Genomic DNA, 23,526 nt, shown 5'->3' with positions numbered 1-23,526 from the left:
AGAAAAATACAAAAACCATACGAATATTTCAATGTAAATGTTTTCTGAATATTGTAACAAATACTTCCTGGTGATATAGTAAGTTATACTCAAAAAAAGAAAGAAGGAGTGTGTGTTAAACATGGAAGCATTGAAACTCATCGGTGTTCTTGTAGTGGTCCTGGGATTCGCCCTCAAGAAAGACACCATCGCTACTGTTGTGGTGGCCGGCGTAGTCACGGGCCTTGTGGCTGGGATGACGCCCATGGAGATTCTGGAGGTTCTCGGAAACTCTTTTATCACCCAAAGAACCGCAACTTTATTTGTACTGACCTTGCCAGTCATTGGCATCAGTGAGCGGTATGGTCTAAAAGACAAAGCCGTGGACTTCATCGGCAGCATCAAAGGGGCTACCACAGGCAAGGTCCTCTCCATTTATCAGACCATCAGAGCCGCAGCTGCAGCTTTTTCTGTAAGACTGGGCGGACATCCACAGTTCATCAGACCCTTGGTGAACCCCATGGCTCAAGCTGCCGCCATCGCCAAATATGGTGAAGTGGACGAGAAGACAGAAGACGAGATCAAAGGAGCAGCCGCCGCATCAGAGAACTATGGAAACTTCTTTGCACAGAACGTCTTCATGGGTGCATCAGGAACACTTCTCATCGTCAGCACCATGGTGGAGCAAGGATATGCGGAAGTGACAGCGCTTAACATTGCCATGTGGTCCATTCCCGTGGCTGTGATCTCTGTGGTTTTAGGCATCATTAAAAATGCACTGCTTGATAAAAAGCTCAAAGCAAAACTCAGCAAGAAGGAGGAGAAGTAGATGGACACCAATACCCTCATCGGCGAATTTTTCTATATCATCATCGGCATTATATTTATACTCTGCGGTGTGTACGCATTAAAAGACAAAGCGCTGAAGACAAGAATCCCCACAGCGCTCTTCTGGTTCATCTTAGCCTTCACTTTCATTGTGGGACCTCATATCCCCAGATGGATCACAGGTCTTTGTATTCTGGTCATTGCAGGACTCACCTCCATGAACCAGGTGAAGCAGCCGAAATCTGATGTCCCTACAGAGGAATTCACCCGAAAAAGCGCCGACAGGATCGGCAACAAGATCTTTATCCCAGCGGTATCTCTTGCTGTGGTTGCCGTTGGTGTAGCCTATGTTCTGGTGGAACTGGAACTTTCTACAAACCATGCCATCGGTATTTCTGCTGCCATCGCTCTTGTGATCACCTTCTTCATCACCAAAGCGCCTGTGAAGTATGCACAGGTGGACGGAACAAGGCTCATGATGAATGTGGGACCCGTGGGAATTCTGCCTCAGCTCTTGGCAGCTCTGGGTGCTCTTTTTACAGCAGCGGGTGTTGGCACCGTCATTGCCAATGGCGTTGCCACGGTGATTCCCGATGGAAGCAGATTCATCGGTGTTGTAGCCTACTGTCTGGGAATGGCACTCTTTACCATCATCATGGGCAATGGCTTTGCTGCGTTCTCTGTCATTACCGTTGGGATCGGAATTCCTTTTGTGATTCTTCAGGGAGCAAATCCTATTGTAGTGGGAGCACTTGGACTGACTGCAGGATACTGTGGAACCCTATTAACCCCTATGGCGGCAAACTTCAACATCATGCCTGCAGCGCTTCTGGAAACCAAGGACAAATATTCTATTATCAAGTCCCAGGCACCTATGGCTGCAGTGATGCTTCTGGTGCATATCTTCCTCATGTACTTCTTTGCTTTCTAAAGAGAAGAATACGATAGGAGTTCATAGGGACTTCAAAAAATAATGATACGATAAACAAAAGAAAGAAAAGGAGGTTTTCATCTGATGAAAATACTAGTCACAGCTTTTGATCCTTTTGGTGGAGAATCCATCAATCCGGCTTTGGAAGCAGTGAAACTGATGAAAGACAACATTGACGGAGCAGAGATTGTGAAGCTTGAGATTCCCACTGTATTTAGAAAGTCCATAGATAAAGTAGCAGAAGCTATTGTAAAAGAGGATCCAGATGTGGTGCTGTCCATCGGACAGGCTGGCGGAAGGTTTGAAGTGACCCCTGAAAGGGTAGCCATCAACGTGGATGATGCGAGAATCCCCGATAATGAAGGGAATCAGCCCATCGATGTGCCCATCTATGAGGATGGGGCACCGGCTTACTTTACGACACTTCCTGTGAAAGCCATGGTGGAGGCCATAAGATCTGCAGGTCTTCCATCGTCTCTTTCAAACTCTGCAGGCACCTTTGTCTGCAACCATATTATGTATGGGGTGCTGTATCAGATTGAAAAGATGGGAAAGAATATCCGTGCAGGATTCATCCATGTGCCCTTTATCCCGGAGCAGGTGGCAAGAAGGCCAGCACCAGCACCATGCATGTCCATGGTGGATATCGCAAAAGCATTGGAAGCTGCGGTTTCGGCCATTGTGAAGTATGATAAGGATATTGTGGCTGTGGGTGGAAAGATTGATTAAGCTCCTTTAGGAAACAGACGTGAGTAAAGGAAAATCGTAGTTCTAGTAAAACAGGTACTTTAGATACAGATCAACAGAACAGGAGAGTCCTATAGATTGTATGAAAAAGCCTTTGGCTTATAGATCAGTCTTATCGGACTCTTTTTTAATTGTCTCCGTAATCCTTTCCATTGATAAAATTAGCAAGTAATGAACGAAGACAAATCCCAATAGCCGTCTGCATTCAATAAGCATCTTGACAACTATCAATTGATAGTTATAATGAAGATAACAGGAGGTGCTTTGTGGACAATAGGATTATATCTTCAGAAGAAGAAGTTCGAATATTTCTAAAAGAACTGAAGGAAGTACTATCAAACCCTATGTTTGTTGTTAGCCGCGATTTAGATATCATGATGAAAAAGAAAAGTGAATCTCCGATAGATCCGTATACTACTGCAAACACATTGTTGGAACTGGAGTTTGATAGTTATGATGTTTATAGTCAGCTCTTAGCACTTGATGTTCGTGAATATTTGGAGACCATCATTGATAACAAAGATCCTGAACTGCCACCTTTTTTTGCTTTTGGCAAAGTGATCCAAAAGAAAGATGTGTACATTAAAGTCAAAATTAGAGATAGTATGAAACGAAAGGTTTTCTGTGTTTCATTTCATTTTGCGAGATATCCATTTCCACAAAGCCGACCATTTGAATAGAAGGGTCCTCATTTCTATAAGAAAGAGGTGTAAAGAATGAAAAAAGAATACGGGAGTAAAATCATAAAAATGGATTGCCCAATATGTAATAAAGTACATGAGTTAGAGATAAAGACTAGAGAAACCCAAGGATTCATTAAAGGTGAAGTGGTAGAGTATGAGGAGAATTATTTCGAATGCCCAGACACGGAAAGTGAAGAAAATGAGTTTATTTCTGCGTCTATGATGGATGAGAATTTACTTAGAGCCAGAGACGCCTATCGAACAAAAAAAGCTTTGCTTACTTCTTATGAAATCGCTGAAATTCGGAGGTTCTATGAACTCACACAGAATGAGTTTTCCAGCCTGTTAGGATGGGGTGAAGTGACGGTCACAAGATATGAGAGTAAAAGCATACAGGATGAAACCTACGATCATCTAATGCGGATGACCAGGGAAGATCCGCTATTTGCTTTAGAGAGTCTTACAAGACATAAAGAAAAGTTTTCAAAAGAGAAATATGAAAGAATTCGAAGCAGTATCATCTCAAAAGTTCAGGATTTAGGAACACAGTTTCTGAAGAAAAAAGAAATACAGTCCATCTATGTTGGCTTTCACAGTGAAAGTGCATACAATGGATATAAAGTACTTGATATTGAAAAAGTTAATGACGTGATGGGGTATTTTGCCCAAAACACCAATAGACTCTATAAAGTGAAGCTAATGAAGCTTTTGTGGTACGCAGATGTGCTGCATTATAGAAGGCACGGGAAGGCAATGATGGGACTAGTCTACCAGCATAAAACCCACGGAGCACTCCCCTTGGCTTACAATGAGATCATCTCTTTGCCTTCGGTGAAGGTGCAGGAAGAGATGTGTTATGAGGATATAGGCTATAAGATTCTACCGGTGGAAGAGATTGACTTAGCTAAGTTTACGCCTGAAGAACTGGACATTCTTCAGATGTTATCCCATAAGTTCAAAGACCTTCGAGCAAAAGAAATAGTGGATTACATGCATGAAGAACATGCCTACAAGGAAACGCAGCCGAACCAAATCATTTCCTACGAGGTTGCCAAAGAATTAAATGAGCTTGAGTAATGTCAGCAGCAAGTCTATCACGATGTGATGGGCTTGTTTTTTTGTGTCAATCTAACGAGATAAGGGGCTGAAAACAAAAGAAGTGCCTACAAAAGACACTTCTAACTAGATCGCGATTGAACTGTATACATCAAAACAAGTACTTAAATGATTAGCATAAATCATCTAAGAAACGGATGCAATAACTTTTTCTCACTGAAATCAGCTGCTTAAAATCCCGTCTCCATTTTGGTGTGAGAAGTAATTAAGTGGGGGGATTCTTTCTTTTCATGGTACTATCACGCTTAATCAGCTTTGGTGACAACATAGGTACTTCTTCGGCGGAAGATGGATCGTCAATATACTCAATAATAAACCGAACTGCCAGTTTTCCTGCTTTTCCTATGGGCTGACGTATCGTGGTAAGGGGAACTTCCAGCATTTCCGAGAAGACGATATCATCATATCCGACCAAAGAAACGTCTTCTGGTATCTTCTTTTTCATTTGCTTTAAAGCTTTGTATGCACCAAAGGCCATAAGGTCATTGAATGCAAACACTGCTGTGAACTCTTGCTGCTTGAGTTCAGTAATCCCGTGAACCCCACCGCTCATCTGATAATTACCGTGGTAAATAAGGCTCTGGTCAAAAACAATTCCATGCTTTTCCAATGCATCCTTGTATCCTGAGAGTCTTGCCTGTGTATCCATTAGGTTCATTGGACCAGTGATGCATGCAATTTTAGAATGGCCTAGAGAAATGAGGTGCTCCGTAGCTAGGAATCCGCCAAGCCTGTTGTCAATCTTCGCTGCATGAACATTTTTCAAGTCATAAGTTCGGTCAATCATAATAAACGGTAATTTATAGATCTGTAGTAGCTCATGAACTTCCTGAAATTTTTCTAGTGTGGTGTCAGAAGCCATACAGTAGATGACACCGTCCACATTTTTACTGGCAAGCACATCGATGTATTCGAGATCTCTATGATGCTGATCTCCAGTATTGCAAAGGATCATAGTCCAGCCCATTTTGTGGCATTCATCTTCTACCTCCTTAGCCAGCATAGAGAAGAAGCTGTTCCGAATATCAGGTATCAGGAGGCCTAATGTTTTTGTCTTTTTCTTTACCAGGCTGATTGCAATCTGGTTTGGTCTATAGTTCATATCCTTTGCAGTTTTCTGAACCAGTTCTTTGGTTCTCTCTGGTATTTTATCTGCTTTCTGATTGAGCACCAATGAGACAGTGGTCACAGAGAGGCCCGTAGCCTGTGCAATATCTTTAATTGTTGTTGCCATAAGAATCACCTTGCCAATCTATAGTACTTATTAAGAATTACTCTTCACGTTTACCTTACCATTTTTCGTGATACTTCCATTATACTTTAATAAAGATGAAGTGGATGAAATTGTTTACAAAATCACAATATAACCATATTTCTGCTAATTTTTAGATTGTTGGAATATATCCTTGAAAAAATGAAATTTGCTGTTCGGTAAAGTTGTTCAATGTTATCATTTTCATAATTTCAAAAATGTTGCTTGACATGATATGGAGAATACGATTACAATAAACACAAGTTAGTAAAACGCTTTACCTAAGCATACAAGAGAATTGATGCAAATTCAATTTATTTTTTTGGGGTGGTAAAACGTTTTACCAATTGGGAGAAAATTTAGGAGGAAACGAACATGAAAAAAATTCTATCACTAGTTGTATCTCTAGTTTTGACCATGGGTGTACTAGCAGGTTGCGGAGAAAAAAGTGAGACTCCTTCAGGCGATGGGGACAAGCTAAAAGTAGCTCTGGTATATTCCGGGTTCCTCGGTGACAAATCTTTTAATGACTCTGCACATGAAGGTGCCATGAGAGCAGTCGAGGAGTTTGGCATCGAACTTAAAGAAATGGAAAGTAAAGAACCAACTGAATGGGAATCAAACTTTGTAGCTATGGCAGCAGATGGTTATGATCTGGTTATCGCTGTTTCTACACAATTTGAAGAAATTGTGACCAAACATGCGCCAGAATTCCCAGAAACGAAGTTTGCACTGATTGATGGCGTCGTAAAAGGAGATAATGTTGTTTCCTCTACCTTCGCACAGAATGAAGGATCCTTCTTAGCTGGTGCAGCTGCAGCTATGTTCACAACTAAAACCGATATTGAAGGCGTAAACCCAGAGAAAATCATCGGATGGGTTGGCGGAATGGATATCCCAGTTCTTTCTGATTTCTTTACCGGTTATGAGCAAGGAGCAAAGTACATTGATCCAGAAGTGCAGATTCTTCAGTCTTTTGCAGGATCTTTCAATGATCCTCTAAAAGGTAAAGAACTTACAGTAGCACAATACAGCCAGGGTGCAGACATCGTTATGAATGTAGCTTCTGGTACAGGAAATGGAATTCTTGAAGGGGCAAAGGATGAAGGCAAGTATGCCATCGGTGTTGACCTGAATCAGGATGATGTGTATCCAGGAAGCATTCTTACTTCTATGCTGAAGAGAGTAGACGTTGCAACTTACATGGTTATTGAATCCGTCATCAACGGAACCTATAAAGGGAATGTGACAAACTATCTTGATATCTCTAATGGTGGAGTAAGCCTTACAGACATGAGTGTTATGAAAGAAGCTCTTGGAGATAAGTTCCCACAGGACATTCTGGATAAAATCAAGGAACTTGAAGAAAAAGTGAAGAACGGCGAAATTAAAGTAGAATCTTTCGAGGGATTCGGTAGAAAGTAGAGAATTTTAAAGCGATTGGTGTGCAACCCACACCAATCGTCTTCATTAAAGGAGGAAGGAGGAATCTTATGGAACCCTATATCATTGAGATGGTGGACATCAAGAAGAACTTTGAGTTTGTCAAAGCCATTCAGGATGGACAGTTCAATCTAAAAGCAGGAGAAATCCATTCTCTCATAGGAGAAAATGGTGCAGGAAAATCCACCATGATGAAAATCATATATGGGATGTATCCTCATGACGGTGGTGTGATCAAATTAAGAGGAAAGCTATTTGAGAAGATCACTCCAAAGCTGGCAATTATGGAAGGCATTGGGATGGTACACCAGGAGTTCATGCTCGTAGATGAACTTACAGTTTTAGAGAACATCATTTTGGGATTTGAACCCAAAAAAGGCGTTACGATTGATTTTAATAAAGCAAGAGAAGAAATTCAGCACTATATTGACAATTATAAAATGGACATTCAGCTGAACAAAAAAATCAATCAGATTTCTGTAGGAGAAGCTCAAAGAGTAGAAATTATTAAAACCCTTTATAGAGGGGCTGAAGTGCTCATTCTGGATGAGCCTACAGCGGTGTTAACTCCACAGGAAACTACAAAGTTCTTTGAGATTCTTAAAAATTTGAGAGATGGTGGAAAGTCCATCGTGTTCATCTCCCATAAACTGAATGAGGTTATGGATATTTCTGACCGTATTACAGTTATGAGACAAGGTAAATATGAAGGCACCATAACACCTGAGGAAACATCACCAGAAGATCTTGCCAGAAGAATGGTAGGAAGAGATGTATTTTTAAGAATCGAAAAGGAAGAAGTGAAAACTGGGAAGACGATATTAGAAATCAAGAATCTCTGGACCTCAGGGGACAAAGAGATTTCTAAAATCAAAGGAATTGATCTGCATGTAAAAGAAGGAGAGATTCTTGGGATCGCAGGCATTGATGGAAATGGTCAAAGCGAGTTCATCGAAGCCATTGCAGGCTTAAGAAAAGTGGAGAAAGGACAAATTCTGCTGGACGGAAAAGACATAACAAACTTTTCTCCTTTAAAAGCAAGAAAAGCTGGTTTAACCCATATACCTGAAGACAGAAATCTTCGTGGACTGAACCGATCCATGTCCATCATGGATAATATGATTGCCCTCAAGGTAGATGAGAAACCCTTCGCTAAAGGAATTGCTCAGGATAAGAAAGAAATCAGAAGTTTTTCTGAAAAGCTTATCGAACGGTATGATGTAAGACCAAGTGCACCAGAGAATATCACGCAAGCCCTATCAGGAGGTAATGCTCAGAAGATTGTTGTTGCCCGTGAAGTAGAAGAGGAAGGAAAACTTCTTATTGCCGCTCAACCTACCAGAGGCGTTGACATCGGTGCCATCGAATCCATAAGACGAATTCTGAATGAAGTAAAATCAAGAGGAACAGGAATTCTCTTAGTGTCAGCGGACCTTGAAGAAGTACTGTCACTGTCTGACCGTGTAGCAGTAATGTACGAAGGGGAAATTATGGCTGTATTTTCCAGTAAAGAAGCGAACAGAGATAACGTTGGGCTGGCTATGATGGGCGGTACGAAAGAATCACTAGAGAAAATGGGAGGAGATCTGAATGAAGCTTAAAAATAAATATTTCAATCTGTTTCTCACCTCTTTGGTGTCTCTAGTCATTGGTGCTTTCATCATGATTGCGTTGGGGCATAATCCCATTGAAGCATACTATTACCTGTTCCGCGGTGCCTTCGTTGGCAAACTGAATTTAGGTACGACGCTTCAGAAATTTCTTCCACTTCTTATGACCTCAATGGCATTTGCTATTGCAGCAAGAACAGGCGCGTTTAATGTTGGTGTGGAAGGCAGTATGTACTTGGGTGCCATTATGGCAGCTTTTGTAGGGTACACACTGACGGATCTTCCAGGAGTGCTCATCATCCTCATTGCCATTGTTTCCGCAGGTGTAGTTGGAGCTCTCTGGACAGCGATTCCAGCTTCATTGAAGGTATATCTTGGTGTGAATGAAGTTTGTAGCACAATTCTACTTAATTATGTGGCCATCAATATTACTTCCTACTTAGTCAATGGACCTATGAGTGCGAAAACAGGCGTGCCTCAGACACCTACAGTAGCAGCTTCAGCAAAGCTGACTCAGTTTCTTAAGCCAAGTCAGGCGCATACGGGTCTTTTCATAGGAATTCTCATGGTTGTTTTTATCATATGGTTACTGAACAGATCCACAGTAGGATACAAGTTTACCAGTATCGGTCTTAATCCAAAGCATGCAGAGTATATCGGGATAGATCCCAAAAAGGGAATCATGGCCGCTATGCTACTAAGTGGGGTTTTTGGCGGAGTTACTGGAGGACTGGAAGTCCTTGGCACTTATGGATATTTCTTGGGTGGATTTTCAGCAGGAATTGCCTTTGACGGTATGCTGGCTTCACTCATCGTAAAGAATGACATCAAGATGGTTCCATTCATGGCCTTCTTCCTGGCTGCACTGAAGTCAGGAGCACTAGGAATGGAAAGATACACGGGAGTACCGAAGTCTATAGTTGATATGATTATAGCCATCTTCATCATTTTTGCCACCATGGAAACATTGTTCGCATTTCTGGAGAAAAGAAAAAAGAAAGCAACACTAGAAAGAGTAGAAGGGTAGGGAGGAAAACATGGATATATTATCAATTTTTGATTTATCACTGGTATATGCGACAATTCGTGCTTCAACTCCTATTCTCTTCGCAGCTCTTGCCGCAACCATAACACAGCAGGGAAACATCACTAACATCGGTACGGAAGGAATTATGCTGATGTCTGCGTTCATGGCGGTATGGGTCAGCGTCAGTACGGGAAGCTGGGTTTTGGCAATTCTTGTATCTGTCATTGCCGGTGTTGCAACAGCTATGATCATGGCAGTTGCGCATATCAAATATGATGCAGATATTACGGCCATTGGTGTTGGAGTCAATACGTTAGCACTTGCAGCGACTAAATTCGGAATTCAGCAGTTTCTTGGAACTACAGGAAGCTTCACAAGCCCTGACATCAAAGCGATTCCAAGAATTCATATTCCTTTTTTGGAAAAGTCTGAAGTGCTGAATGTGCTGTTCAACAACTGGTCTCTTATGGAAATACTAGGGATTGTTTCTGTATTTGTACTTTACTTTATACTGTACCGCACCGTGTGGGGTCTACGATTGAGATCCGTTGGCCGATTCCCTCTTGCTGCAGAGACAGCAGGTATAAAAGTAAATCAGATGAAATACAGCGTAATGGCCATATCTGGAATCTTTGGAGGAATTGCTGGAGCACATCTTTCCATTGGGTATTCACAGATGTTTATTGAAAACATGACCAACGGAAGAGGGTTTATGGGAGTCGCTGCCATGTTTTTTGGAGGAGCAAATCCTCTTCTGGCCTGGGTAGGCGCACTTCTCTTCGGATTTGTAGACAGCGTAGGCGGAAGACTTCAAGCCTACGGATGGCCATCCCAATTTGTGCTCATGCTTCCCTATGTCATCACTGTTGCGGTCCTTTCCATATCTCTTTATCAGAAGAAGAGAAAGGATGCAAAATCAAAGAGCTCACTGAGCCTTAGTAAAGCAGAAAACTAATACATAATAAAGGAGATTCGAAATGAAAGAAAACGTAAGAAAGATTATTCTAGACTGTGATCCAGGACATGATGATGCTGTAGCCATCATCATGGCTGCAAAACATCCCATGATTGATTTACTTGGTATTACCATCGTAGCTGGGAATCAGACGTTGGAAAAAACCACCAGAAATGGTCTGAATGTAGTTCAGAAGCTAGGTTTAGATGTGCCTGTATATGCAGGGTGTGGTATCCCAATGGTTCGCGACAGACAAATCATAGCAGATGATATTCATGGAGAAACAGGACTTGATGGTCCAGTTTTCGATCCTTTAACAAGAGAAGCTGAAAAAGAACATGCTGTAGATTTCATCATCAGGACCCTGATGGAATCAGATGGAGATGTGACACTTGTTCCAACAGGTCCACTGACAAACATCGCCATGGCCATGAGAAGAGAACCAAGAATTGTGGATAAGATTCAAGAGATTGTTCTTATGGGAGGAGCATATCAGTTAGGAAACGTAACTCCAGCAGGTGAGTTCAATATCGTGGCGGATGCAGAAGCTGCCTATGTAGTATTCAATTCTGGAAGACCCGTTGTGATGATGGGCTTGGATCTTACAAGACAAGCACTTTGCTACCCCGAGATTGTAGAAAGAATGAGAAGTATTGGTAATCCAGCATCTGAACTTTTTGCGGATCTTATGACATTTTTTGGGAAAACCCAGAAGGCGGTCTTTGGATGGGAAGGTGGTCCACTACACGACCCAACTTGCATCGCTTATCTCATCAATCCAGATTGCATAGAAGTAAAAGATATGTATACAGAAGTAGAAATAAGAAGTGAAAGATGTTATGGAAGAACCCTTTGTGATTACTTCGGCATTACAGGCAAAGAACCAAACTCGAAAGTTGCTGTAAAGCTGGATAAAGAAGGTTTCTGGAATACCGTGGAGGAATGTCTTAAGCTCTATAACTAATCGAGGTGATTGTATTGAGTAAGTTACGAGAGACTCTAGAAAAAAACAAAGCACTATATGTAGATAAACTCATGGATCTTGTGAGAATTGATACCCATGATATCGGTCATGGTATTTTTGGTGGTTTAGAAAAGGAAGGTCAGGAGTATTTTATATCACTTCTAAAAGAAATGGGTGCGGATGAGATTGAAACACACCCTGTGACAGAAGCACTCATCTCAGAATCTATAGAAAAGTATCAGGAAGGTAATCCTGGACATAATTATGAAAACCGCTTTAATGTATACGGCACATTTAAAGGTAATGGAGGAAAATCCATTCTCTTCAACAGCCATATGGATACCATGCCAGCGCAAAAAGAGTTATGGAGAAGAGATCCCCATGAACCCTATGTGGAAAATGGTAAAATGTATGGACTGGGCGTATGTGACATGAAAAGTGGACTGATGGCCAGCACCATGGCTGTTCATCTGTTAAAAGATGCAGGATATGATCTCCCCGGAGACGTTCTCATTACATCCGTCATTGACGAAGAAGGTGGCGGAAATGGTTCCATTGCAGCTGTGATGCATGGTATTAGAGCGGATGCTGCAGTAGTGTGTGAACCCTCAGACAATGAGCTCATTGCTGCTCATATGGGCTTTGTATTCTTTGAAGTGGAAGTTTCAGGGATTGCAGTCCATTCAGGCACTAAGTGGAATGGTGTGAATGCCATTCATAAAGCCATGAAGCTGGTTGACGCCATTGACGAACTGGAACATAACTGGTTATTGACCTATAAGCATCCTCTGCTTCCTCCACCCAATTCCAATGTGGGAGTGATGGAAGGTGGAACAGCTGGATCAACAGTTCCAGATCGTTGTATCTTTAGAACCTGCGTCCATTATCTGCCAGAAGTTATGACGAGAGATCAGGTCATCAAAGAGTATACTGGCGCCATCCTCGAGCGTTGTCAGGGAGACAGTTGGCTGAAGAATCATCCTCCTAAAATATCGATCTATCAGGCAGGCGGTTCTTTTGAAATGGATTTGTCCCACGAGTTTGTATCCAGCTTCAAAGAATCCTTCAAATCAGTAAAAAATGAAGAGGTCAAGATAGTTGGTTCTCCATCAGGATGCGATTCGAGACTATGGAAAAACATCGCTAAGATGCCGACACTGCAGTATGGACCTGGAACACTTGCTCAGTGTCATGCAGTGGATGAACACATTGATCTGGACCAGTACTTTGATGCAATCCTTGTCTATGCAGAACTGATTCTGAACTGGGGAAATAATAAGTAGAACTAAAGGAGAAGAATAGAATGAATAAGAGAGTACTAATTGCAGGAGAGTCCTGGGTGAGTTACACCACACACATCAAGGGATTCGATACTTTTTATACATCCAATTATGAAGAAGGCGTAAAATATATCAGAAGCGCCATTGAAAAAGCAGGGTATGAGGTAGATTACCTTCCTAATCATGAGGCATCTTCCAAATTCCCAACTACTATGGAAGAAATCAAGAAGTATGATGCAGTCATCCTGTCAGATATTGGATCCAATACGTTGCTGCTTCCACACAATACCTTCACAAAGAGTGAAACGACACCAAACAGAACAGCTTTAATCAGAGACTATGTTCTTGAGGGTGGAAGTTTCTTAATGGTGGGAGGCTACATGTCCTTTACAGGTATCGATGCAAAAACAAGATACGGAATGACAGAGGTGAAGGATATTCTCCCAGTAAAGTGTCTGGATGTAGACGATAGAGTAGAGCGTCCAGAAGGGATTGTTCCACAAAAAGTGAAAGATCATGAAGCAATAAGGAATTTACCTGAAGAGTGGCCACACTTCCTTGGGTACAATAAGACCCTTCCTATAGAAGGAGCTGAGGTGCTGGTTGAAATCGGAGGAGATCCTTTGATCGCAGTGGGAAGCTTTGGCAAAGGAAAGTCTTCAGTATTCACATCTGACTGTGCACCACACTGGGGACCTCCAGCCTTCGTCAACTGGACTCATTATGATGAACTTTGGAAAGGGCTTCTGGACTATATGACTTCCAAGTAGGAGGTGTATTTTGAAAGGACTTACAGAAAAAGAAAAACTCGAATCAAAGCAGTTCCTCTATGAGGTACTAAAGATTCCTACTGTGAATCCTCCGGGAAAAGAGGCAGTGCTTGCAAAGTATCTGGCAAGATACGGAGCAGAGTATGGGTTGATGTCTGATGTGCTTTTAGAGACATCTGAAAGGGCAAATGTTCGCATAAGTCTACCAGGGAGAAAGAAAGAAGTAAGGCTGATATTAAATGGTCATTTGGATACGGTACCTGTAGGGGACGTATCCAAATGGAATACCAATCCTTATGTTCCTGAGGAGATAGATGGAAGAGTTTATTGCCGTGGAGCCAGTGACATGAAGGGTGGACTCTGTGCCATGATCTATGCGATGCAGCTGCTTAAAGCAGAAAACTTTATACCCGAAGAAACCATTCACTTTTATGGAACCTTTGATGAGGAGTCTGATGGACTTGGGGCATCACAAATAGCGGAAGAGATTGCAGCCGAGAAGGATGCCGTTCTTTACATCTCGGAACCCACAGGAAATACCATATCGATTGCTTCAAAAGGAGCGATTTGGCTGGAAGTGAGATCCGCTGGAAAAACTGCGCATGGAGCATACAGTGATGAGGGAATCAATGCCATTGAAAGCCTCATAGATTTCGTCACTGAACTCAAAAAGCTTCTTCCTCCTGGAAAGAACCTTTTTTTAGGAGAGAATACATGCCAACTGACCACGATGAAAGGCGGAATTAAGACCAATGTGATTCCTGATTCTGCGGAAGCAAATCTAGATATCAGACTGATTCCTGAGACGGACAGTGTTCAGTTTCTTAGAGATCTGGAGAAACTTCAAGAGAAGTTCAACAGCATTCATAAAGGTAAGATCACGGTGAAAATTCTAAATCATCGAGAGTCAGTTTCAGTAGATAAAGTAGATGATGCAGTTCTACTTCTTCAGAAGGCTCACGAGAATGCTTTTGGAGAAGAGGCATTGTTCAGTGGCACAAATTTCTTCAGCGATGCCTCTATCATCCGAAAAAATAGAAAGATTCCAACAGTGTTGTATGGTCCTGGAGAAATGAGAGAAGCTCATATTCCAAATGAGTCACTGGAACTCGAAAAATATTATCAGGCGATTAGAACATATTATGAACTCATGAAAAACTACAAGAGATGGGAGGAAAATATTTGAAAATCTTAAATTTCGGCTCCCTCAATATCGACTATGTATATCAGGTGGAACATCTGGTTCGCCCTGGTGAAACCCTCTCCTCCGTTGATAGAAAGGTATTTGCTGGCGGAAAAGGATTAAATCAGTCCATTGCCATGGCAAGAGCAGGAGCAAAAGTATATCATGCAGGAGTAGTTGGAGAAGAAGGGGTATTCCTTACTGAGATTTTACGTCGGAACGATGTTGATACAGAGTATATAGAGAAAGAGATTGGCCAATCCACAGGACATGCAGTAATTTTAGTAGACCAACAGGGTCAGAACAGTATCATCCTTTATGGTGGAACAAATCAAAGACAAAACAGATCCCATATCGAAAAAATACTGAATGGGTTTGATAAAGGGGATTATTTGGTACTGCAAAATGAGATCAATGAGCTTAGTTTTATCATGGACAAGGCTTATGAGAGAGGGATGAAAGTGATCCTCAATCCGTCTCCCATGAATGAAAAAATACAGAGTCTTGATCTTAATAAAGTGTCCATGCTGATTCTGAATGAAGTAGAAGGAAGAGATCTGTCAGGAGAAGAGGATCCGCAGGAGATCCTAAAGGTGCTTTCTGAGACGTATCCATCTATGACAATCATTCTAACGGTAGGTGTTAACGGTGCATATTATAAAAGTGGAGAAGAAAGCGTATTCCAATCCGCTTATAAGGTTCAGGCAGTAGATACAACGGGTGCAGGAGATACTTTTACAGGATATCTTATTGCAGCGCTTTCTAGAGGAGAAACGGTTGAAAACTCTATGAATCTTGCTGCGAAAGCATCCGCCATATCTGTTACAAGAAATGGTGCAGAAGCATCGATTCCAATTATCGCAGAAGTTTTGGACTATACATTCGATTAAAGTTATTTCGAAAGTCTTATGGCTGAGCCAACAAGACACCCCTCAATATCTGGTGAGTTTTGCAAGCGATTCACCAGTATGGCTGGTCCAGACTAAATTCTTAGTCTGGACCAGCTTTTAATATGTGAATGTAGGATATTCTTAATAGAGTCCGTGAAAGAATCAAGGCGGGTACAGTGCAGGTGAACAGTGTAAATGGATCTTTAGGAATAAAAATTCCTATTACATTTATTAGGAGGACTCCAACCAAACTAATAACACCCTTGAAGCTGGGGCCAAAGTAAAAGCAGCCGAGCTGGGTGCAACACTCATTACTTTAGACTCTCAGGATGATTCAGCCACTGAAATGTCCAACGTGGAAGACCTCATCAACCAGAAGGTAGACCTGATCCTCATTAACCCTACAGATTCAGATGCGGTAAAGAGTGCAGTGGAAGCTGCCAATGCTGCGGACATTCCCGTGATTACTCTGGACAGAGGCGCCAACGGTGGAGAAGTAGTAGCGCATATTGCTTCTGACAACGTAGCTGGTGGTGTTCTTGCTGGAGAGTTTATCGTAGAGCAGCTGGGTGGAGAAGGTAAGGTTGTAGAACTGGAAGGTATCCCAGGTGCTTCTGCTGCAAGAGACAGAGGCGAAGGGTTCAACAAGGCTTTGGAAGGAACAAATATTGAAGTAGTAGCCCGTCAGACAGCAAACTTTGACCGTGCAGAAGGACTTTCTGTTATGGAGAATATCCTGCAGGCTCAGACAGAGATCGATGCAGTTTTTGCTCATAATGATGAAATGGCGCTGGGTGCTCTTGAAGCCATCAAGGCTTCTGGAAGAGACATCCTTGTGGTAGGTTTTGATGCCACAGCCGATGCAAAAGCAGCAGTAGAAGATGGTTCCATGGCTGCAACGGTAGAGCAGCTGCCAAAGATGATTGGTTCACTGGGTGTTGAGAACGCCATGAAGGTCATCAATGGAGAATCTGTGGAGAAAACCATCCCTGTAAATCTACAGTTGGTCACCAAGAAGTAATTGTAATTTAAAATCAAAGAAGTCTGTAGAAGTCCGGATGGAGAAGAATTATTGCTCCATCCGGACTTTTATTGCATCAGAATAGCAATGCTCAGCATACACGACATTACCTATGGGGATAGTAAGAGTCCATAAGAAGATTTCTTGTGAAACATATTGAAATCAAAGAAAAAAATTCATGTAAATTTGCTTAATATTTGCCTAAAATAATTATATTTTAAGTAAAAAGAAGAAATTTGATTAAAATAAATATAATTTGCTTAAAAAGTTGGATTTTACACAAGACTATAGTATGATTGTAGATGAGAAGGAGGGAGATAAATGTTAGAAGAAGAACTGGTTCAACTAGTCCATAAAGTTACTTTAGAGAAATGTGAGCAGCAACATATAGAACTGAAGAAAGCCTCAGGTGGAATACCGACTAGACTTTATGATACACTATCTAGCTTTTCCAACCAGATTGGTGGCGGAATTATTATTTTTGGGATTGATGAAGACTCTGATTATAAGGTAGTAGGGGTTTATGATGCTCAAGACCTTCAAAAAAAAATAGTGGAACAGTCTTTACAAATGGAACCAGTCGTGAGACCTCTTTTTACAGTTGCAACAGTTGAAGGAAAACTGGTTGTGAGTGCAGAGATATCAGAGTGCGACATTTACGATAAGCCATGTTTCTATAAAGGTGCCGGAAGGCTTAGAGGATCCTATATTCGTGTAGGTGATTCAGATCAGCCAATGACTGAATATGAAATATATAGTTATGAAGCCTTTAAGAGGAAAATACATGATGAAATCCGGACTGTCGAGCGGGCAACTCTATCTAATCTTAAGAGAGATAATATTACCGAGTATTTATTAAATTTACGCAGACAAAAAAACAATCTCTCCAATCTTGATGATCAGCGAGTACTAGAGACCCAAGGTATAATTCAAAATGAGTTGCCTACATTGGCTGGACTCATATTATTTGGTGAATATCCCCAAGAGTTTTTTCCACAGCTCAGCGTCACAGCAATGGTGGTACAGGGAACAGAGATGGGAGAACTAGGCGATTCTGGAGAAAGATTTATAGACAATAAGCGAATTGAAGGCACCGTATCTCAGATGCTCGAAAGCACATTAGCTTTTGTTCGAAGGAATATGAAGGTTATGACCATTGTAACTGATGAAGGGACTAGGGCGGATAAACCGGAATATCCTATGAAAGCAGTTAGAGAAATAGTGCTAAATGCACTGATACACAGAGACTATAGTGTTCACACAGAACGTTCGCCAATAAGGCTTATCATGTATGAAGATAGACTGGAGTTAGAGAACCCTGGTGGACTTTATGGAAGAATTACCATTGATGATTTGGGGAAGGCAGCAGCAGATACGAGAAATCCATACTTAGCAGGTGCGCTAGAAATTATGATAGATACTGAGAATCGATTTTCTGGCATCCCGACGGTTATTGCGGAGCTAAAAAAGTTTAATATGCCTGCGCCTGTATTCATAGATAGACGTGGTGTATTTAAGGTGGTTTTCTACAAAAAGAAAAGTTCTCAAGATGAAAGCTCTGGGCTTCACCAGGATATTCTAGAGTACTGTAGAACACCTAGGACAAGAGAAGAGCTCGCCAAGAGATTTGGGTTTGAAGCACCCAGCTATTTTATAAAAACTTATATTTCACCTTTAATCGATGATGGGCAAATAAAAATGACTTTACCGGATAAACCAAAGAGTAAATTTCAAAAGTATTATTCATGAAGAAACTGATGTTCATGCAATCTATTTCTTATTGATGTTCACATGAGCGCGTGAGTACGATTATAAATCTATGAATTAATAGAATCAGGGAGAGTTTTATGAATTATCTAGAGTATGCGAAAAGGATTGAACAAGAGATGAAAGCCATGAAGGAAAGCCGGAAAGATGATCTTTTGCGGCATCTTCTGCTGCAGGTAGCAGAAGAACGAAGAGAAGAATACCTACATCTTCTTACTGGGAACGCCTTGGAGAAGGATCTGAGAATTGATCATGAGGAATTTGCAACTTGGTGTCAAAAAATTGAGGATGGAAGTATGCACTTTGATGTGGAAACTTATATTGATTATCAGTTCTCCCCCTACGATGATGAGTATGAGGAGGTATTCAGCGATGCGTATGGCATTGCGAAAGCCTTTGAGAAATATTATGCATTGGCGCTGGACTTGAACCAAAGAATGCAGTATAAAGATGCCTTAAGTCTCCTTGAACCGTTACTCCTTTTGGATTTTTATGCGTACTCTGAAGAGGATGAGGAGTTTGTGATGTTCTCTTTAGAAGAACTCATTGATAAAGAGGTGATCCGCGTGAAACGCAAAGAGGCTTTTTTGAAGCTTTTATATCTTTATTACCAAACCTATGAAGGCGAGACTCGGGTTCAGAAGATCTATGGAGTACTTTTGAGAAACCATTACCTTAAGTTCACGCTGGAAGAGATCTTCACCGCAGGACCAGAAGAGGTGAAAGGGATTGATACCTTCTTATCCGTGTCCATGATCTATCTTGAAGACATAGAAGCGGATGAAGCTGCGATTCTTATGGCAGATGCAGCGCTTCTTTTGGGAGACTCAGACTACTTTTCCGCTGTGGCAAAGAAAAGCGGGGAGAAGCATCCGCTGCTGCATCTTAAGGTTTGTGAAGTGCTCCAAGAAGAGAAGAGGAACGATGAAGCACTACAAAGTGCCCTTTGGGCTTTGGAGAACCTGCCAAGAAGTCTTGAAATCCGTGGAAATATTGCACAAAAGGCAGCAAATGCTGCTAAGAACTTGGGTCAGATAGAACTCTATCAATATGCCATAAAAGAGACTTATTATTCCAACACCACCGCTTTCCATTTTCTGGAGCTCTGTGGTGTCACTGAAGACAGAGAAATGCTAAAGGAAGCAGCCCTATATGCAGAAAACCTCTGGATCGAATCAGAGAAAGAAGTTCCTAAAGAAGCGGGGCAGTGGCGCAGGAACCAGATATCGCTGAAAGAAAAAGATGCAATCCTCTTTCTTTCAGGCGACTGGGAATCCATCTATCAGCAGTATAAAGGCATATCCAGATCCTTAGGATGGACGAGAGATCCCAAAGGGGTTATCGTGCCACTATTTCTTCTTGGGCTCTATGACGGACAGAGGCTTCAAAAAGCGGGATTGAATATGTTTCAAGATACATGCTGTAAACTTGGTATGTACAGCATAAATGAAGACTGGAATCAAATCCTGTTTGAGAATTGGAAGAAGATTTATAGATTCAGCGAGGAAGAAAGCAGTCGTTATTTATCCTGGGTTCAGACGGAAGTGGAACAGAGAGTAGAGGGAATTGTAGGAGGCTCCTTCCGACATAGTTATCATAAGGCAGCGCTTCTTGTGGCTATGCTGGGAGAAGTGATGGAATCCCGAGGGGAAGAGAACGGGAAAAGGCGACTCATAGAGTTCTATAAGAAAAAATACTATAGAAGAAGAGCATTCAAGGAAGAGCTGGATCCATATTATGAAGTCGGTGTATGAATTTAAAGAAGCCCAAGAATGTTTTTGGTCTTTCATGCAATGAACCGATACAAAAACATCCAAAGAGTATTTTAAAGAGCTTTCCATCTACAATTTCATATATTATAGGGTTTACTAGTAGAGAATAGTAAAGTTTACGGAGGAACGTATTTTTGATTACAGAAAACCAGATTGACTATGAAGTAGTAGAAGACCCTAGCATACCATCACCCAGCATCCAGCATCCAGCAGGTTCTGCCCGATGATGTGTATCATAATCGTCTGAAGCGAACACTTCAGGAGATGAGTAAGAGAAATCTGAAGTATCTTATGATCTATGCAGACCGGGAACATTATGGGAACTTTGAGTATCTCACAGGGTATGGCCCACGATTTGAAGAAGCACTTTTAATAGTGGACCAGAGTGGGAAATCTTACACACTTCTGGGAAATGAGTGTCTTGGCATGGCTAAGCAGAGCAGAATCCCCACTGAAGGCATTCTCTTTCATACATTTTCCCTTCCCAATCAGCCCATCCATGACAATAAGACTCTGAAGGAAATTTTGCAGTATATAGGTGTGGATGCCAATGTCCGGATGGGTATGGCAGTGTGGAAACTTCTATATCCAGACTTTGGCACAAGACAGGACTTTGATGTACCGTCCTTTATTGTGGATAAGGTGAAGGAGGTCACAGGAGAAGGATCTTTAGAAAATGTCACGGATCTCTTTATTGATCCCCAGTATGGACTTCGTGTCATAAACACAGCCCACGACATCGCATACTTTGAGTTTGGAGCAGCCTATGCCTCTGATGCGGTGCAAAATATGCTTCGTCATACCCGGACGGGCCTCACAGAAATCGAAGTATCACAGTACAGCACTTCTGGGTCTCTGCCCACATCCTTATTTCCGAAAGTGCTGGCAGGGGAGCGTATGGACTTTGGAATGGTTAGCCCAACCACCAATAAACTGAGGCTAGGAGACCGCTTTCAGGTGTCCATGGGACTTATTGGAGGGCAGAGTAATAGAAGAGGCTTTGCAGTATACTCAGAAAAGGACCTTCCAGAAGAATCCAGAGATTTTCTGGATAAAATCGCGAAACCTTATTTCACCGTCATGGTCAACTGGTATGAGAATATGCAAATTGGCGTCAAAGGGTCAGAAATCTATCAGATGGTGAAAGACACCTATCCTAGAAATATTCATGGATGGTTTCTCAATCCCGGCCATCTCATTTCTACGGAAGAATGGATGTCTTCTCCTGTTTATGAAGGATCAGAGATTACGATCAAAAGCGGTATGATGCTTCAGATGGACATCATTCCATTTCTTGAAAAGAAATATGCTGCGCCAAACTGTGAAGACGGGATTGCCATTGCCGATGAAAAGCTGAGGGAAGAGATTAAAGCGCTCTATCCGGAAGTATACGGCAGGATCATGGCAAGAAGAAAATTCATGGAGGAGAAGCTCAACATAAGACTGAAACCGGAAGTGCTTCCTTTATCAAACATCACAGGTCTATATCGGCCCTACATGCTGAATAAAGACAAGGCTTTTGTGATTAGAAGAGAAGACTAACCCCATAGAGAAATCATTAGAGAAGGATCTAGCGCGTTATCATACAACGCACCAGATCCTTTTTATGTATACCTAATATCAAATTAAAATGAATAAATTTCTACCATGCCCCAAAAACCTAACAGCAGAGAAGAGGTAGAGAAGGAAGAAGAAGTGAAGAGGATATAGGGGGCACCATAGTAGATTGACGGGCAGAAAAAAATGCTGAGGAAATAAATTAGCACTTGATCCAATGCTGTTGATATCCGCATAAACATAGAGCCCATCACTCAGAGCATCAAAATAGAAGAAAAGAGTTCTATTATCCTTCTGTATGAAGAAAGATTGATATTTAATATTTATGTTGACAACGATTCCAAATTTAAGTAAACTCTACTTGTATAATTAATTAATAAAGTTAATCAATTAATAAGGAGGAACAAAAGATTGATAAAAATGGCTTACATTCCGATAGGGGTTCCTACGTTTGACCTGGAAGCTGCACAGATTCAATTTGATGATTCTGTAAAAGTACTCAGAGAAATCAGTGAAGATGTCCTGGTGCCTGAGAAGCCCCTTCTTACATTAAATGACCTGAAAGCTTACCTTGGTTCCATTTCACCGGACTTCATCGTTCTTCAGAATTTGACCTTTGCAAATTCTGCTTATGCACAGATGGTTGTGCAGCATATCAACTGTCCAGTAATTCTTTGGACGCTGAAAGAACCGGTGGTAGATGGCACAAGACTTCGCCTTAATTCTTTAACTGGAGCTTACTCGGCAGCAAACCTCTTTCATCAGATGGGCAGAACAGATTTTCAGTATGTCATCGGTTCTCCAAAAGAAGAGGAAGTGAAGAAGACATTAAACGCCGCATACAAGGCAGCTGAAATGAAATATAAACTTAAATCGCTTCAAGTAGCAAGCATTGGACATACTCCACAAGGATTCGGGTTTGGCGCAGCGCTGGATAGTGACCTTGCAAGAGTTTTTGGATCAACGCTTCACTTTGTGGAAGCAAGAGAGCTTATGGACAAGGCAAGAAAAATGAAGGATGAAGATGCCACTCATGAAAAAAATGAATCAGAAAGGAAGATGAAAAATATTCAGCTTCTTCCAGAGGAGAATGTCCTTTCTCATCATAAGCTGTATAAAGCCTATAAGGATTACATCGAAGCAAATGGAATAAAAGCCATCGCATCCAGGTGCTGGCCAGACTATTTTGTAGACTATGGGACACCAGTATGTGGAGTGCTTGGACTTCTGAACGACAATAAGATTGCGGCCGCATGTGAAGCGGATATTTATGGGGCAGTGACCATGTTTATCGGCATGGAACTTTCAGAGCAGCCGGTGTTCTTTGGAGATCCAGTTTCTCTAAATGTAGAGGAGAACTCCATAACCTATTGGCATTGCGGAACTGCCGCATGTTCTCTAGCCAGAGAAGATCTAGGGCCAGAAACAGGAGTGCATCCAAACAGAAAAATCGGACCAACCATGGAGTTTGGATGTAAACCATGTGAAGAAGCCACCATCTTTAGAGTGGGAAGAAAGCCAGATGGAAGCTTCAGATTCTTCATTGCAAATGGAGAAGCTTTAGACAAACCAAAGCAGTTTTATGGAACATCTGTTGTTGTAAAAACAAAGCAGAATGCAAAGCAGATTGTAGAGAACAGTGTTCAAGAGGGGTGGGAACCACACTTCGCTGTAATCTATAAAGATGTGAAACAAGAGCTGGAAATGCTCGCAAAATTATTAAAAATCGAAATATGTAATTATTAAACCTA

General features: G+C 41.6%; 19 protein-coding genes and 1 pseudogene. 19 read left to right on the top strand and 1 reads right to left on the bottom strand.

The window, feature by feature from the left end; translation table 11 throughout:
* The first annotated feature begins 130 nt into the window (after positions 1 to 130).
* The 5 genes from BM243_RS09315 (at position 131) to BM243_RS09295 (ending at position 4,245) form a co-directional block, all read left to right on the top strand.
* A complete protein-coding gene (locus BM243_RS09315; RefSeq protein ID WP_347499606.1) occupies positions 131 to 808 on the top strand; it encodes a DUF969 domain-containing protein in 678 nt (225 codons plus the stop codon).
* Positions 809 to 1,738, top strand: coding sequence for a DUF979 domain-containing protein (locus BM243_RS09310; protein WP_074912097.1), 930 nt, complete (start codon positions 809 to 811; stop codon positions 1,736 to 1,738).
* Between the two features lie 84 nt (positions 1,739 to 1,822).
* Positions 1,823 to 2,467 carry a pyroglutamyl-peptidase I gene (gene pcp, locus BM243_RS09305; RefSeq protein ID WP_074912096.1) on the top strand — a complete coding sequence of 215 codons (645 nt, stop codon included), beginning with the start codon at positions 1,823 to 1,825 and terminating at the stop codon, positions 2,465 to 2,467.
* Between the two features lie 284 nt (positions 2,468 to 2,751).
* The gene (locus BM243_RS09300) at positions 2,752 to 3,165 is read left to right on the top strand and encodes a hypothetical protein (RefSeq protein ID WP_074912095.1); all 414 of its coding nucleotides are present in this window, start codon (positions 2,752 to 2,754) and stop codon (positions 3,163 to 3,165) included.
* Positions 3,166 to 3,201: 36 nt separating this feature from the next.
* Positions 3,202 to 4,245, top strand: coding sequence for a type II TA system antitoxin MqsA family protein (locus tag BM243_RS09295; protein WP_074912094.1), 1,044 nt, complete (start codon positions 3,202 to 3,204; stop codon positions 4,243 to 4,245).
* A gap of 244 nt (positions 4,246 to 4,489) precedes the next feature.
* Here BM243_RS09295 and BM243_RS09290 read toward each other — a convergent pair whose 3' ends face one another.
* Positions 4,490 to 5,518: a LacI family DNA-binding transcriptional regulator gene (locus BM243_RS09290; RefSeq protein WP_074912093.1), complete on the bottom strand. Its 1,029-nt coding sequence runs from the start codon at positions 5,516 to 5,518 to the stop codon at positions 4,490 to 4,492.
* A 393-nt stretch (positions 5,519 to 5,911) separates the two neighbouring features.
* Here BM243_RS09290 and BM243_RS09285 point away from each other — a divergent pair, with 393 nt between their 5' ends.
* The 14 genes and pseudogenes from BM243_RS09285 to BM243_RS09220 all read left to right on the top strand — a co-directional run bounded on the left by BM243_RS09285 (position 5,912) and on the right by BM243_RS09220 (position 23,521).
* Positions 5,912 to 6,961, top strand: a complete 1,050-nt coding sequence (locus BM243_RS09285) for a BMP family lipoprotein (protein ID WP_074912092.1) — start codon at positions 5,912 to 5,914, stop codon at positions 6,959 to 6,961.
* A gap of 68 nt (positions 6,962 to 7,029) precedes the next feature.
* Entirely contained in the window at positions 7,030 to 8,580 is a 1,551-nt protein-coding gene (locus tag BM243_RS09280; protein ID WP_074912091.1) for an ABC transporter ATP-binding protein, read from the top strand.
* The gene (locus tag BM243_RS09275; protein WP_074912090.1) at positions 8,570 to 9,616 is read left to right on the top strand and encodes an ABC transporter permease; all 1,047 of its coding nucleotides are present in this window, start codon (positions 8,570 to 8,572) and stop codon (positions 9,614 to 9,616) included. Before BM243_RS09280 ends, BM243_RS09275 begins: the two co-directional genes overlap by 11 nt.
* Before the next feature lie 10 nt (positions 9,617 to 9,626).
* Positions 9,627 to 10,571 carry an ABC transporter permease gene (locus BM243_RS09270; RefSeq protein ID WP_074912089.1) on the top strand — a complete coding sequence of 315 codons (945 nt, stop codon included), beginning with the start codon at positions 9,627 to 9,629 and terminating at the stop codon, positions 10,569 to 10,571.
* A 22-nt stretch (positions 10,572 to 10,593) separates the two neighbouring features.
* Positions 10,594 to 11,535, top strand: coding sequence for a ribosylpyrimidine nucleosidase (gene rihB, locus BM243_RS09265; RefSeq protein ID WP_074912088.1), 942 nt, complete (start codon positions 10,594 to 10,596; stop codon positions 11,533 to 11,535).
* Positions 11,536 to 11,540: 5 nt separating this feature from the next.
* A complete protein-coding gene (locus BM243_RS09260; RefSeq protein ID WP_431602447.1) occupies positions 11,541 to 12,818 on the top strand; it encodes a M20 family metallopeptidase in 1,278 nt (425 codons plus the stop codon).
* Positions 12,819 to 12,838: 20 nt separating this feature from the next.
* Entirely contained in the window at positions 12,839 to 13,585 is a 747-nt protein-coding gene (locus tag BM243_RS09255; RefSeq protein WP_074912087.1) for a glutamine amidotransferase, read from the top strand.
* 10 nt (positions 13,586 to 13,595) lie between these two features.
* Positions 13,596 to 14,771: a M20 family metallopeptidase gene (locus BM243_RS09250; RefSeq protein ID WP_177213497.1), complete on the top strand. Its 1,176-nt coding sequence runs from the start codon at positions 13,596 to 13,598 to the stop codon at positions 14,769 to 14,771.
* On the top strand, positions 14,768 to 15,658 hold the full coding sequence (locus BM243_RS09245; RefSeq protein WP_074912085.1) for a ribokinase: 891 nt from the start codon (positions 14,768 to 14,770) through the stop codon (positions 15,656 to 15,658). Before BM243_RS09250 ends, BM243_RS09245 begins: the two co-directional genes overlap by 4 nt.
* A gap of 256 nt (positions 15,659 to 15,914) precedes the next feature.
* A pseudogene (gene rbsB, locus BM243_RS09240) lies at positions 15,915 to 16,679 on the top strand (ribose ABC transporter substrate-binding protein RbsB); the annotation flags it as partial.
* Positions 16,680 to 17,000: 321 nt separating this feature from the next.
* Positions 17,001 to 18,428 carry an ATP-binding protein gene (locus tag BM243_RS09235; RefSeq protein WP_074912084.1) on the top strand — a complete coding sequence of 476 codons (1,428 nt, stop codon included), beginning with the start codon at positions 17,001 to 17,003 and terminating at the stop codon, positions 18,426 to 18,428.
* Between the two features lie 98 nt (positions 18,429 to 18,526).
* Positions 18,527 to 20,200 carry a hypothetical protein gene (locus BM243_RS09230; protein WP_074912083.1) on the top strand — a complete coding sequence of 558 codons (1,674 nt, stop codon included), beginning with the start codon at positions 18,527 to 18,529 and terminating at the stop codon, positions 20,198 to 20,200.
* Between the two features lie 246 nt (positions 20,201 to 20,446).
* Positions 20,447 to 21,760, top strand: coding sequence for a M24 family metallopeptidase (locus BM243_RS09225; protein WP_177213496.1), 1,314 nt, complete (start codon positions 20,447 to 20,449; stop codon positions 21,758 to 21,760).
* Positions 21,761 to 22,195: 435 nt separating this feature from the next.
* Entirely contained in the window at positions 22,196 to 23,521 is a 1,326-nt protein-coding gene (locus tag BM243_RS09220; protein ID WP_074912130.1) for a fucose isomerase, read from the top strand.
* The last annotated feature ends 5 nt before the right edge of the window (positions 23,522 to 23,526 follow it).

It is taken from the genome of Proteiniclasticum ruminis (assembly GCF_900115135.1).
Classification (GTDB): Bacteria; Bacillota; Clostridia; order Clostridiales; family Clostridiaceae; genus Proteiniclasticum; species Proteiniclasticum ruminis_A.
The sequence above is the reverse complement of the archived record's forward strand: the minus strand, read 5'-3'. Positions and strand labels throughout refer to the sequence as shown.

Coding starts and splice junctions, on each gene's coding strand:
- BM243_RS09220 (WP_074912130.1), top strand. CDS start 22,196: ATGGCTTACATTCCGATAGGGGTTCCTACGTTTGACCTGGAAGCTGCA.
- BM243_RS09295 (WP_074912094.1), top strand. CDS start 3,202: ATGAAAAAAGAATACGGGAGTAAAATCATAAAAATGGATTGCCCAATA.
- rihB (WP_074912088.1), top strand. CDS start 10,594: ATGAAAGAAAACGTAAGAAAGATTATTCTAGACTGTGATCCAGGACAT.
- BM243_RS09235 (WP_074912084.1), top strand. CDS start 17,001: ATGTTAGAAGAAGAACTGGTTCAACTAGTCCATAAAGTTACTTTAGAG.
- BM243_RS09255 (WP_074912087.1), top strand. CDS start 12,839: ATGAATAAGAGAGTACTAATTGCAGGAGAGTCCTGGGTGAGTTACACC.
- BM243_RS09230 (WP_074912083.1), top strand. CDS start 18,527: ATGAATTATCTAGAGTATGCGAAAAGGATTGAACAAGAGATGAAAGCC.
- BM243_RS09285 (WP_074912092.1), top strand. CDS start 5,912: ATGAAAAAAATTCTATCACTAGTTGTATCTCTAGTTTTGACCATGGGT.
- BM243_RS09290 (WP_074912093.1), bottom strand. CDS start 5,518: ATGGCAACAACAATTAAAGATATTGCACAGGCTACGGGCCTCTCTGTG.
- BM243_RS09310 (WP_074912097.1), top strand. CDS start 809: ATGGACACCAATACCCTCATCGGCGAATTTTTCTATATCATCATCGGC.
- BM243_RS09275 (WP_074912090.1), top strand. CDS start 8,570: ATGAAGCTTAAAAATAAATATTTCAATCTGTTTCTCACCTCTTTGGTG.
- BM243_RS09280 (WP_074912091.1), top strand. CDS start 7,030: ATGGAACCCTATATCATTGAGATGGTGGACATCAAGAAGAACTTTGAG.
- BM243_RS09270 (WP_074912089.1), top strand. CDS start 9,627: ATGGATATATTATCAATTTTTGATTTATCACTGGTATATGCGACAATT.
- pcp (WP_074912096.1), top strand. CDS start 1,823: ATGAAAATACTAGTCACAGCTTTTGATCCTTTTGGTGGAGAATCCATC.